The 12780-nt window shown below is 61.1% G+C and carries 11 protein-coding genes; 9 read left to right on the forward strand and 2 right to left on the reverse strand.

All coding sequences use genetic code 11. The annotated features are described in order from the left end of the window. Nucleotides 1-170: 170 nt before the first annotated feature. Nucleotides 171-395 (reverse strand): DUF1127 domain-containing protein, encoded by a 225-nt coding sequence (locus tag AC2FLO_RS08525; protein WP_496804431.1) that lies wholly within the window; start codon nucleotides 393-395, stop codon nucleotides 171-173. Nucleotides 396-1284: 889 nt separating this feature from the next. On the opposite strand from AC2FLO_RS08525, the gene mraZ reads away from it, so the two are divergent. From mraZ to AC2FLO_RS08570, 9 genes are all read left to right on the forward strand, one after another. Next, a complete protein-coding gene (gene mraZ / locus AC2FLO_RS08530; RefSeq protein WP_267363323.1) occupies nucleotides 1285-1788 on the forward strand; it encodes a division/cell wall cluster transcriptional repressor MraZ in 504 nt (167 codons plus the stop codon). A gap of 4 nt (nucleotides 1789-1792) precedes the next feature. Continuing rightward, nucleotides 1793-2785: a 16S rRNA (cytosine(1402)-N(4))-methyltransferase RsmH gene (gene rsmH / locus AC2FLO_RS08535; protein ID WP_496752791.1), complete on the forward strand. Its 993-nt coding sequence runs from the start codon at nucleotides 1793-1795 to the stop codon at nucleotides 2783-2785. Continuing rightward, nucleotides 2782-3150: a cell division protein FtsL gene (ftsL, locus tag AC2FLO_RS08540; protein ID WP_209504535.1), complete on the forward strand. Its 369-nt coding sequence runs from the start codon at nucleotides 2782-2784 to the stop codon at nucleotides 3148-3150. Before rsmH ends, ftsL begins: the two co-directional genes overlap by 4 nt. Continuing rightward, on the forward strand, nucleotides 3147-4934 hold the full coding sequence (locus AC2FLO_RS08545) for a peptidoglycan D,D-transpeptidase FtsI family protein (RefSeq protein WP_496752688.1): 1788 nt from the start codon (nucleotides 3147-3149) through the stop codon (nucleotides 4932-4934). The genes ftsL and AC2FLO_RS08545 overlap by 4 nt, the downstream gene beginning before the upstream one ends. Before the next feature lie 22 nt (nucleotides 4935-4956). Next, the gene (locus AC2FLO_RS08550; RefSeq protein WP_496752686.1) at nucleotides 4957-6456 is read left to right on the forward strand and encodes a UDP-N-acetylmuramoyl-L-alanyl-D-glutamate--2,6-diaminopimelate ligase; all 1500 of its coding nucleotides are present in this window, start codon (nucleotides 4957-4959) and stop codon (nucleotides 6454-6456) included. After that, complete coding sequence (locus tag AC2FLO_RS08555) at nucleotides 6453-7847, forward strand: UDP-N-acetylmuramoyl-tripeptide--D-alanyl-D-alanine ligase (protein WP_496752684.1); 1395 nt, start codon at nucleotides 6453-6455, stop codon at nucleotides 7845-7847. Before AC2FLO_RS08550 ends, AC2FLO_RS08555 begins: the two co-directional genes overlap by 4 nt. Nucleotides 7848-7883: 36 nt before the next feature. Continuing rightward, complete coding sequence (gene mraY / locus AC2FLO_RS08560) at nucleotides 7884-8966, forward strand: phospho-N-acetylmuramoyl-pentapeptide-transferase (RefSeq protein WP_480506250.1); 1083 nt, start codon at nucleotides 7884-7886, stop codon at nucleotides 8964-8966. Nucleotides 8967-9133: 167 nt separating this feature from the next. Next, nucleotides 9134-10531, forward strand: a complete 1398-nt coding sequence (murD, locus tag AC2FLO_RS08565) for a UDP-N-acetylmuramoyl-L-alanine--D-glutamate ligase (RefSeq protein WP_496752682.1) — start codon at nucleotides 9134-9136, stop codon at nucleotides 10529-10531. 109 nt (nucleotides 10532-10640) lie between these two features. Beyond that, nucleotides 10641-11015, forward strand: coding sequence for a glycine zipper family protein (locus AC2FLO_RS08570; protein ID WP_480475937.1), 375 nt, complete (start codon nucleotides 10641-10643; stop codon nucleotides 11013-11015). Here the strand turns inward: AC2FLO_RS08570 and AC2FLO_RS08575 are convergent. Further along, nucleotides 11012-12193 (reverse strand): BaiN/RdsA family NAD(P)/FAD-dependent oxidoreductase, encoded by a 1182-nt coding sequence (locus AC2FLO_RS08575; RefSeq protein WP_496752680.1) that lies wholly within the window; start codon nucleotides 12191-12193, stop codon nucleotides 11012-11014. The two genes, AC2FLO_RS08570 and AC2FLO_RS08575, sit on opposite strands and share 4 nt — an antisense overlap. Nucleotides 12194-12780: the final 587 nt, after the last annotated feature.

The following is a 12780-nucleotide window of genomic DNA, read 5'->3' on the forward strand; positions in this document are numbered from 1 at the left end:
CGCCGCGCGCTTTCAACATCAAGGCAGGGAGGAGGACGCCCCGATGTATCCGTGTCCGGCGGGTTGAGGCCGGTATTAGGTGCGGCAACGTCAGGGAGGAGGAAGACGTTGCCGCTGATTACAGACCCTAAGGGAGGAGGAAGGGCCTGATCTCAGTATGCGTGTCGCGCTTATCGCGCGGTTTGTTCGTTTGCCGCCTGCAGGGCAACGCGGCGGATCATCGAGCGGTGCAGGCCAAGATCGGCCAGCTCGTGGTTCGACAGGGTGGACAGTTCATTGACCGTCTGGCGATACATGCGATAGCGCACGAACCGGGTCTTCGCGTTTTCCAGAACTGCGCCAAAACCGAACGCCGGTGCGTTCTTTACTGCTGTATGCGTGCTTGCGACTGCCATGCTCATCATCCGTATCTTTTTGTCTTGCCGGTATCGTCCGGCCCTTGCTTGAGACTGAAGATAGGCAAATGCTGCAATTGCACAATAGGTCGCGACATCAATGCTGCTATGCAGCAAATGCATAGATTGGCTCAGTTTTTTCATTTCGCAGCGATGCGCCTTGAAAATATGGGGTCGACCCTAGGTCAGCTTTGGCAGGGGCATCTGGCCTTTCCCGGTGGCCTGCCTTTGAATTGAGCGCACTCGGCGGGAAAATGGGCAAAACATATCCGTTCCGATGTTGACAAGGCTTGGGTAAATCGCTCGCGGGAAATCATGGGGCAATGTGGTCGCGTGGGGGAGATTGCTGGCAAACGCCCCGAAATTTTGAACGATTCGAAGGGCTGATTGTGCATTTGACGCCAATATTTCCAGTCAAAATGAAAAGATGTCAAAATTCTTGGGAAATCGCGGGAAAAATTTCGACCGATAAATTTTCCTATATATGGGGGTGGGCTTTTTGCTACCCGCTAAAACTGGTGTCATGAAGCTCGAATCCTTCAATGATAATCCAGTCTGGCCGTGTTCCTCATGACACGCTGCGCAAAATTCCTATTGATTTCCATGAATTCCCATGTCATCCCTTATACATCCGATGAGGACGAGGCAGCAGGGGCACCAAACGACCCCGACCAAAAATATTCAGGTTTCATACAGGCATCTCGCTTTCATCAACCAAGAGATCCGGCGCGCGGGCGAGCAGACATCCCCCCAGGTGGCGCGCGCAGCTGGACATCCCGCAAAGCGGGTCAATGCGGCGGGTTGATCAGTGGCAGCAGATCAACCCGCCGTTTTTCATCCGGGGGGAACGTGAATTCAAGGTGGGGCGCAAGCGAAAGGGACAGTCGTCTTGGCGCGCAGGTTTAGAGGTGAAAGCCACCATAAGGTGGATACGAAGGGCAGGGTGTCGATCCCGGCCTCGTTTCGCCGTGTGCTTGAATCGTCCGATCCCAACTGGCAGCCCGGTGACAACCCTGAACTGGTGATTGTCTATGGTGACCACCGCCGCAAATACCTTGAATGTTATACCATGCAGGCGATTGACGAGGTTGATGCCAAGATCGATGCCCTGCCGCGCGGCTCGATGCAGCGGCGGATGTTGCAGCGCATGTTCCATGGTCAGTCCTTCCCGACCAACGTGGACGAAACCGGGCGTCTTGTGCTGCCCGCCAAGCTGCGCAGCAAGATCGGCCTCGAAGGCGAGGCGTTCTTTATCGCCGCAGGCGACACCTTTCAGATCTGGAAGCCCGAGACCTACGAGGTCGAGGAACTGGCCAAGACCGAAGAATGGATGGATGATCTGCCGGACGATTTTGATCCGATGCAGTTCCTAGACGGCACCGGGGATGCGTAACGGCATGGCCGGCGCTGCGTCCTCATCTGAAAAACCACATATCCCCGTTCTGCTGCGCCCCTTGCTGGCTGCGGTTGCGCCGGTCACGGGCATCTGGCTGGACGGCACGTTTGGCGCGGGCGGCTATACGCGCGGGTTGTTGGAGGCCGGGGCAGACAAGGTCATCGGTGTAGACCGTGACCCGCTGGCCTTTGAAATGGCGGCAGATTGGGCGCAGGATTACGGCGACCGGCTGGTGATGCAGCCCGGCGTATTCTCGCGCATGGACGAATACGCGCAGGATCTGGATGGCGTTGTACTGGATCTTGGCGTGTCCTCAATGCAGCTGGATCAGGCCGAGCGCGGGTTTTCCTTCATGAAGGACGGTCCGCTGGATATGCGGATGAGCCAGCAAGGTGAAAGCGCCACTGATCTGGTAAACACAGCGACAGAGGCGCAACTGGCCGATATCCTGTTCCACTATGGCGAAGAACGCGCCAGCCGCCGGATTGCCAAGGCGATTGTCCGGGCGCGAACCGAGGCACCGATCACAACCACCCTGCGTCTGGCCGAGATTGTCGAATCCTGTCTGCCGCGCCCGAAACCGGGGCAATCGCATCCCGCAACGCGCAGTTTTCAGGGTCTGCGGATCGCGGTGAATGCCGAATATGAAGAGCTGTTTCAGGGCCTTATGGCCGCCGAACGTGCGCTGAAACCCGGTGGGCAGCTGGCTGTTGTCACCTTCCATTCCATCGAGGACCGGATGGTCAAACGGTTCTTTCAGTCGCGCGCGGGCAAAACAGGGCGTGCGAACCGCTATGCGCCCGAGATGGAACAGGACCAGCCGCAATTCACGCTGAAGACCCGCAAGGCTGTTGGGCCCGACGAACAGGAATTGCAGGAAAACCCGCGCGCGCGCTCGGCCAAGCTGCGTGTCGCGATCCGCACCGATGCTCCGGCGGGGGAAATTGAGGCCCGCGCCATTGGAATGCCTCAACTTGGGGGAAGGGCAAGATGAAGAGTGTTTTGTATGTGTTGACTGCTCTGTCCGTGTTCGGATTGGCGCTTTGGGCCTATCAGGAGAATTATCGCACCCAACAGGTGGTGAAGGAAACGCAATCCCTGCAACGCGAGATCGGCATGGCGCAGGTGCGGCTGGCGGTCCTGAACGCCGAATGGGCTTATTTGAACCGCCCCGACCGGCTGCGAGAGCTGGCGGACCTGAATTTTGAACGCCTTGGTCTGCTGCCTCTGCGGGCCGAACAGTTCGGGCGCGCCGATCAGATCGCCTTTGCCGAAGACCCGGACCTGCCCATCGTTGACCCGATTGAATTGCAGGCCATCACCGACATTCAGGCATTGGGCGAGGTGCAGATCCCATGACACGCACGCCCCTTCGTCCACTGGCCCGTATCCTTGACGCCCGCGCCCGTGGCGAAAACCCAAAGGCGATCGAGCGTGAAAACATTCGCAAGCGCCACGAAGACATGAAAGACCGCGCCCGCGCCCGCGCCGAAGGGCGTCTGCTGGTGCTGGGGCTGTTCTTCTTCTGCGCATTCTCGGTTGTCGGCGTCCGCATGGGCATGTTGGCAACGTCCGAGGTGCAGGAACCACTGGCCAATGCGCCGGGGGCCGCGATTGCCATGCAGCGCGCCAATATCGTCGACCGCGAAGGGCGCATTCTGGCCACCAATCTGGATACCTATTCCGTCTACGCGCAGCCGCCACTGATGATCGATCCGATTGCGGCAGCAGATCAGCTGGTCGCGATCTTCCCCGATCTGGATAAAGAGCGTCTGGTCAAGGATTTCACTGGTAAGCGCAAGTTCCTGTGGATCAAGAAACGCATTTCGCCCGAACAGAAACAGGCCGTGCACGACATCGGTGATCCCGGCATCCTGTTTGGCCCGCGCGAGATGCGCCTCTATCCCAATGGCAAGTTGGCCGCGCATATCCTGGGCGGCTCCGGTTTTGGCCGCGAGGGCGTCAGCGCCGCCGAGGTGATCGGTGTGGCCGGGGTGGAAAAGCAGTTTGACGACTATCTGCGCGACCCGGCCAATGGCAACAAGCCGCTGCAACTGTCGCTGGACCTGACTATTCAGGCCGCGGTCGAACAGGTGCTCTACGGCGGTATGAAGATCATGAACGCCAAGGGCGCATCGGCGGTTCTGATGAATGCGCATACGGGCGAGGTTGTGTCCGCCGCCTCGCTACCCTCATTCGATCCCAATGATCGCCCACGCCCGCCGACCTCGGGGTTTGATCCCTCGGACAGCCCGCTGTTCAACCGCTATGTGCAGGGCGTGTACGAACTGGGGTCGGTCTTCAAGATTTTCACCGCCGCGCAGGCGGTTGAACTTGGGCTGGTAAACTCGAACACCATCATCGATACATCCGGCCCGATGAAGATCGGGCGCTTCCCGATCGGAGAGTTCAACGGCAAGAATTACGGCAAGATCAGTGTAGCGGATGTGATCGTCCACAGCTCGAACCGTGGCACCGGGCGTCTGGCGTTGCAGATCGGCGCGCAGCGGCAGCAGGATTTTCTGAATGCTCTCGGCATGTTCGACCCGACCCCTTTTGAGATTGTCGAGGCCACGGGCGGTGTGCCGCTGAAGCCAAAGAAATGGGGCGAGCTGAGCACTGTGACCATCTCCTACGGCCATGGCCTGTCAACCAGCCCGATGCATCTGGCGGCGGGATATGCGGCGATTGCCAATGGCGGGCACTATGTCAGCCCGACCATCCTGCGCCAGAATGGCCCGCAATACGGCCCCCGCGTGATGTCGCAGGGAACCGCGCGTCAGGCGCAGAAAATGCTGCGCAAGGTGGTGACGGATGGCACTGCCAGCTTTGGCGAGGTGAAAGGGTATGACGTGGCTGGCAAGACCGGCACGGCAGACAAGCCCAAGCCACGCGGCGGGTATTACGAAGACAAGGTCATCGCCACTTTCGCAACGCTCTTCCCGGCCTACGATCCGAAATATGTTCTGATCGTCACGCTAGATGAACCCTCGATCGTGGCTTACGGCGGAAAACGCCGCACCGCAGGCTGGACAGCAGTGCCTGTTGCCGCCGAACTTATTGGTCGCGTGGCACCTCTGCTGGGCTTGCGTCCCCGGCTTGAGCCTGAGGCGGGCGCTGCTATAACGCTGACCTCAAACTAGGCTGTCCGGCAAGAGGTGGGTCATGGGCACAAGGACAAAGAAACTCAGCCAACTGGCCCTGACCGCGCGAGGCGGGGTTAACCCCGAGATCACCGGTCTGGCCGTTGACAGCCGCGAGGTGAAAGATGGTTTCCTGTTTGCAGCTCTTCCCGGCACGCGGGTTCATGGCGGCACGTTCATTCAATACGCCCTGCGCATGGGGGCCGCCGCCATCCTGACCGATGCCGAAGGGGCGAAAATCGCAACAACTGAACTTGCGGCGTCGGATGCGGCGCTGGTGGTTGTCGAAGACCCGCGTCAGGCACTGGCCGGGGCCGCCGCCCTATGGTTCGGTGCGATGCCGCAGACGATTGTCGCGGTCACGGGAACCAACGGAAAAACCTCGGTTGCCACCTTTGTGCGCCAGATCTGGACCGAACTGGGCCATGCCGCCGTCAACCTTGGGACAACCGGTGTCGAAGGGGCATGGACCGCACCGCTGGCCCATACCACGCCCGAGCCAATCACCCTGCATCGCTGTCTGGCGGAAGCCGCCGAAAACGGTGTGACCCACGCCGCGATGGAGGCCTCGTCCCACGGCCTTGAACAGCGCCGCCTGGATGGCGTGCACCTGACCGCTGCCGGGTTTTCGAACTTCACGCAGGACCATCTGGATTACCACGAGACTTTTGAAGCGTATTTCGCAGCCAAGGCCGGGTTGTTCGACCGGGTTCTGCCGCAAGATGGCACGGCTGTTATCAACCTGAGCGATCCCAAGGGGTCTCGGGTCCGCCGGATCGCTGAGGCACGCGGTCAATCGGTGCTGACCGTCGGGTTGGGCGACGCCGATCTGTGCCTGATCAACCAGCGGTTCGATGCCACCGGGCAGGATCTGCGATTTGCGTGGCAGGGCCGGACCTTCCAGACCCGCCTGAACCTGATCGGAGGGTTCCAGGCAGAAAACATCCTGCTGGCCTGCGGGCTGGTGATTGCTGCGGGCGACAGCCCCGAACGGGTCTTTGAAACGCTGCCGCACCTGACCACCGTGCGCGGGCGTATGCAGCTGGCCGCAACCCGCGACAACGGCGCGACGGTTTTTGTGGATTACGCGCACACCCCCGACGCCGTGGCCACCGCCCTCAAGGCGCTGCGTCCGCATGTGATGGGTCGTTTGATCGCCATTGTCGGCGCGGGCGGCGACCGCGATGCCACGAAACGCCCGCTGATGGGAAAGGCAGCCGCCAACCACGCAGATATGGTTTTCGTCACCGACGACAACCCACGCAGCGAAGACCCCGCCGCCATCCGCGCCGCCGTCATGGCAGGTGCGCTCGAGGCAGCGGGCGACGTCAGCGTGACCGAGGTCGGCGACCGCGCCGAAGCCATTCTGCGCGGCATCGATGCCCTGCAACCCGGCGACGCGTTGCTGATTGCGGGCAAGGGCCACGAAACCGGTCAGGTCGTCGGCGATCAGGTGCTGCCCTTCGATGATGTCGAACAGGCCAGCATTTCCGTCGCCGCGCTGGACGGGAGGGTCGCATGACGCTCTGGACAGCATCCGAGGCCACTCAGGCAACGGGTGGGCGGGTCACGGCCGATTGGACCGCTGATGGTGTCTCCATCGACACGCGCACCCTTCAACCCGGTGATCTGTTTGTGGCGCTGAAAGCGGCGCGGGACGGGCATGAATTCGTGGCTCAGGCGCTTGAGAAAGGCGCAGGCGCGGCTTTGGTTTCGCATATTCCCGACAACGTATCGCCAGACGCACCACTGCTGATCGTTGATGATGTGCAGGCGGCGCTCGAGGCTTTGGGGCAGGCGGCTCGTGCCAGAACGAATGCGCGTGTGGTGGGGGTGACCGGCAGTGTCGGCAAGACGTCGACCAAGGAAATGCTGGCCGTGATCCTTGAAACGCAAGGCAAAACCCATGCCAGCGTGGCCAGTTACAACAACCACTGGGGCGTTCCGCTGACCCTTGCACGGATGCCGCGCGACACTGAATTCGCGGTGATCGAGATTGGCATGAACCATCCGGGCGAGATTGCCCCGCTGGCCCGGCAGGCCCGCCCGCATGTGGCGCTGGTCACGACCGTGGCGGCGGTGCATCTGGAAGCCTTCGAGAATGTGGCTGGCATCGCCCATGAAAAAGCTGCGATCTTTGAAGGGCTCGAACCCGGTGGCGCGGCAATCGTCAACGCAGATATCGAGCACGCGGATATCCTGCGCCAAACGGCGCTTGAGCAGGGGGCCGGGATCGTGGATTTCGGCCAAGGCGCAACGGATTACCGGCTGACCGACGTTCAGCAGGGGGCGAACACCGTGAATGCCGAAGCTGCCGTTGGTGATCAGGTATTCCGTTTTGAGGTGAACTCTGCCGGTACGCATTTCGCCATGAACGCGCTGGGGGCTTTGGCAGCCTGCGTTGAACTGGGTGTCGATCTGGATCAGGCTGTTGCGGGTCTGCGCGCATGGTCCCCGGTCAAGGGGCGCGGTGTACGGGAAAGCCTTTCCCTGCCCGGCGGCGGACAGATCGAACTGCTGGATGACAGCTATAACGCCAACCCGACCTCGATGGCGGCCGCGCTGGACGTGCTCGCCGCGTCACAAGGCAAACGCCGTATCGCCTTTCTGGGCGACATGAAAGAGCTCGGCACGCAGGAAGAGGCGATGCACGCCGCCATGGCCGATGCCAAAGCGATGGCACATGTTGATCAGGTGCATTGTATCGGCCCGTTGATGCGGGCACTGCACCACGCGCTGCCTCCGGTGAAACGCGGCCTCTGGTCCGAAACCAGCACCGAGATGGCCGAACAGTTGCCTTCGCTGGTCAGGGATGGCGATACTGTGCTGGCCAAGGGCTCCCTCAGCATGGGATTGGCCTCGATTGTTGACGGTCTGCGCAAAATGGGGCAAGGGGGCGCGCTTGATGGGTGATCACGCCCGTGCGCCTCGTGTGAGAAAGGTATTGTCATGCTGTACTGGTTGACCGCTCTGTCGGATGGCGGGGATTTCTGGAACCTCTTCCGGTATATCACCTTCCGCGCAGGCGGTGCCTTCATGACGGCACTGATCTTTGGGTTCATCTTCGGAAAACCCCTGATCAACGTGCTGCGCAGAAAGCAGGGCAAGGGCCAGCCGATCCGCAATGATGGCCCCGAGGGGCATTTTTCCAAGGCAGGCACGCCAACAATGGGCGGTTTGCTGATTGTCGGGGCTCTTGTGACCTCGACCCTTGTCTGGGCGCGACTGGATAACCCTTATGTCTGGATGGTGCTTTTCGTGACCCTGTCTTATGCGGCCATCGGATTCGCGGATGACTACGCGAAAGTCTCAAAACAGAACACGCAGGGGGTTTCAGGCAGGATGCGCCTCGCATTGGGCGTGATTATTGCCGTGCTGGCTTCGCTTTGGGCGACTTTGCACCACCCCGAAGCGTTGCAGAACCAGCTGGCTGTACCCGTATTCAAGGACACGCTGGTCAATCTGGGCATCTTCTATATCCCGTTTGCGATTGTCGTGATCGTAGGGGCCGCCAACGCAGTAAACCTGACCGACGGTCTGGACGGGCTGGCCATCATGCCAGCGATGATCGCCGCCTCGACGCTGGGCGTGATTGCCTATGCGGTGGGCCGCGTCGACTTTACCGAATATCTCGACGTGCATTACGTGCCGGGCACCGGTGAGATCTTTATCTTTACCTCAGCGCTCTTTGGTGCGGGTCTGGGATTTCTGTGGTACAATGCCCCCCCGGCGGCGGTCTTCATGGGCGATACCGGGTCGCTGGCGCTGGGCGGCGCGTTGGGCGCCATTGCCGTTGCCACCAAGCACGAGCTGGTTCTGGCCGTCGTCGGCGGCCTGTTCGTGGTCGAGGCGCTGAGCGTGATCATTCAGGTCCTCTACTTCAAACGCACCGGCAAGCGGGTCTTCCTGATGGCCCCGATCCATCACCATTATGAGAAAAAAGGCTGGGCCGAGCCGACCATCGTCATCCGCTTCTGGATCATCTCGCTGATTCTGGCGATGATCGGTCTGGCAACGCTGAAGGTGCGGTAAGGCTCCCGCCAGGTTCGGTGGGCCTGCGGCCCTCCTGCCACCTGTTGGGCCCGGCTCGCGCCGCAGCGCGAGCCTGACACGCCCCTTGTCATTGTGATTTTCTTCAGTGCAGTGTGGCCTCCAAATCCAAATCCAAATCCAAATCCAAATCAAAGAAGGTGTGTAGAATGATCCCGGTCAAAGGCTTTTCAGGGCAGAAAGTTGCGGTTCTGGGATTGGGCCGGTCCGGTCTGGCAACCGCACGCGCCTTGCGCGCAGGCGGGGCGGAGCCGGTCTGCTGGGATGACAACCCGACAACCCGCGCCATAGCCGAGGGCGAAGGATTCTCCTGTGCCGACCTGCGCAAACAGGGGGCGTTTGACACCATTGCCACGCTCATCGTTTCGCCGGGCATTCCGCATCTTTATCCCGAACCCAACCCCGTGGTTGCCGCAGCCTTGGATGCAGGCGTGCCGGTCGACAATGACATCGGCCTGTTCTTCCGCTCTTTCGCGGGGCCGGAGTGGAACAACTATGACACTCCGCCACGGGTCATCGCGGTCACTGGCTCGAACGGGAAATCCACCACCGCGGCGCTGATTCATCACATCCTGACCGCGGCCGGGCGCGAGGCGCAGTTGGCCGGAAATATCGGGCGCGGTGTTTTGGATATCGATCCGGGTGGCGATGGCTCGGTCGTGGTGCTGGAACTTTCCAGCTACCAGACGGAACTGGCCCGTGCGCTGACCCCGGATGTGGCGGTGTTTACCAATCTGTCGCCCGACCATCTGGACCGCCACGGCGGCATGGGGGGATATTTCGCGGCCAAACGGCGCCTCTTTGCCGAAGGCGGCCCGGACCGTGCGATCGTCGGCATCGATGAAACCGAAGGCGCCTTTCTTGCTGGCCAGCTGGCCGAAGGGCCAGCGGATGACCGCGTAATTCGTATCTCGGTAACGCGAAAGCTGACCGGGCCGGGATGGCAGGTCTTCGCGCGCAAGGGGTTTTTGTCGGAATACCGCAAGGGGCGGCAGGCCGGGTCTATCGACCTGCGCGCGATCAAAGGCCTTCCCGGTGCCCATAACCACCAGAACGCCTGTGCGGCTTATGCGGCCTGCCGGTCGCTGGGCCTAGCGCCGCGCGTGATCGAGGATGCGCTGCACGCGTTCCCGGGCCTGCCGCACCGCAGCCAGATCATCGCCGAGGCGGACGGGGTAACCTATGTCAACGACTCCAAGGCGACCAATGTCGATAGCGCCCTGAAGGCGCTGACTGCGTTCAAACAGATCCGCTGGATCTGTGGCGGGCTTGAGAAAGAAGGCGGCGTCGCAGCTCTGAACGCAGCAGCGGATCAAGTGATAAAAGCCTATGTCATCGGTCGTGAGGCGGCGGGCTTTGCGATGCAGCTGACGGTCGACGCACAGGTTTGTACCACGATGGAGGCGGCAGTGGCGCAGGCCATGGCGGAAGCCCAGGCGGGCGAGACCGTTCTGCTCGCTCCGGCGGCGGCAAGTTTTGATCAATATGACAATTTCGAACAGCGTGGCGACGACTTCACGGCGCAGGTGCAAAAACGGCTGTGCTAAGGCCGCACCTGCAACAGCCCGCCGGTAGATGTGGACATTTTTCAATCAGATTGACACTTTGTGGGAATTGAGGTTGCGTCACCTCCAGGTCAATAAAGAGGAAGCGGAAATGTCTGCACGCAAAATTCTCTCCATCCTTCCCGTCGTTGCGCTGGCCGGGGCCTGCGCCAATAGCGGGGCGAATTATGTTCCCATCATCGACGGGCCTGTGGGTCCGAACTACCAGTCCGATCTGGCCAATTGTCAGGCGCTGGCCCGGTCTCGCCCGACGCTGGACAGCAACACCGCGGGCGCTGCCGCCATCGGCGCGGCTGGTGCGGCGGCAACCACAGCGATCATCGACAACAGCGCCAGCGATCTGGGCCGTGCGGCGGCCGCCGGTGCTCTGGTCGGTGTGGGTGCCAGCGCGATCAGCAACACCCAGAACCAGGAAGTGATCGTGCGCAACTGCATGCGCGGTCGCGGGTATAACGTCGTAGGTTAAATCTTGGCGGCAATGGCGACACCTGCGGCATGGCCCGATGACCATGCCCATTGAAAGTTGTAGCCGCCAAGCCACCCGGTGACATCCACCGCTTCACCAATCGCATAGAGGCCAGGGACATACTTGGCCTCCATCGTTTTCGATGACAGATCATCGGTATCTATCCCGCCCAGCGTGACCTCGGCGGTGCGATACCCTTCGGTTCCCGACGGTACCAGCCGCCAGTCAGACAGGGCCGCGACCAGATCAGACAGTTTCGCGTCCGACTGATCGGCCAGATTGCCGGACATCGGGATGATTTGGCTTAAATACTCGACCAGCCGGGACGGCAGATGCCGCGCCAGTGCCGTTGTCAGCGCCTTGCGCCCTGCATTTTGCCGTTGTGCGCGCAGCAGATCGAACAGGGGCAGTTCGGGGATCAGGTTCACGCCGATCTCCTCGCCTTCGCGCCAATAGGAGGACAGCTGCAAAACGGACGGTCCGCTGAGGCCGCGATGCGTGAACAGCAGCGCTTCGTCAAAACTTGTGCGGTCATTCGACAGCCGCACGGGCAGGGAAACACCGGATAGGTCCTTGAACCGGCCATCCGAAAAGGTGAACGGCACCAGCGCCGCGCGGGTGTCGGTCACCCGCAGGCCAAACTGCCGGGCAATGTCATAGGCCAGCCCGGTCGCGCCCATCTTGGGGATGGATTTGCCCCCCGTGGCCAGTACCAGATTGGCGCAGGTCAGATGCAGGCGCTGCCCCTCACGCTCGACCTCCAGCGCGAATCCGGTGCCATCCTTGCGCAGATCACGCAGCGCGGTCTGCACCCAAAGCTCGGCGCCGGCGCGGCTCATCTCGTCCAGCAACATCTGGATGATCTGCTTCGAGGAGCCGTCGCAGAACAACTGCCCCAGCGTTTTCTCATGCCATTTGATGCCGTGCCGGTTCACCAGGTCGACAAAATCCCACTGCGTAAACCGGGCCAGCGCGGATTTGCAGAAATGCGGGTTTTGCGACAGGAAGTTGCCCGGCCCCGCATACATGTTGGTGAAATTGCACCGCCCTCCGCCCGAGATGCGGATTTTCTCGCCCGGCGCCTTGGCGTGGTCGATTACCAGCACCCGCCCACCGCAACGGGCCGCACACATCATGCCTGCCGCTCCGGCGCCCAATATGATCGTATCGAACTTCATGCACCGCCCTTGGCGTGGATTTTCGGCGATGACAAGGGTGAAACCCGGCGCATCGGGCCTGAGGCAAAGGATTTAGTTGTCAGGTGAATGATTCCCGGTAAATCGGGGCCTGCGGGCGGTGACACCCTTGCGCGGGGGCCGGTTTGGGCTGGTTGTCGGGATTTTGCGCGCGCGTCTCGGGGCGGGATTGGAAGAGTGCAGATCACAGAAAACCACTCCCGAGTCCGGTCAAATTGCGGCACCGTTCAGGTTGTGCGAGGCACCTGGTCCCGCCACATGTTGGGCCACCGAACAGGGTGGCGACTGGCTTGACCGGCTGAAACGGCGAGGGCCGGGCAACGTTCAGATACTTTTTGGAGAATCGATTTCCGGTACCAGTCAGCCGCTGTCGTGTCATGCCGTCCGCCCGGTTTAGCGGCAACAGGAAGCTCCAATGCCAAAGGCTTGACCGGGGTCAGCCCTCGCGCACTCCTAACGGGAAGTCTTGCCGCGTCAGCCCGTCTTTCCCGCCAAGCACAAAGCGCCACAGATGCCGGGTAAATTGGCCAAATTGCACCGAAAAATATGTGCAAAAATAAAAATATGTC

This window comes from Ruegeria sp. TASC047, from assembly GCF_059612445.1.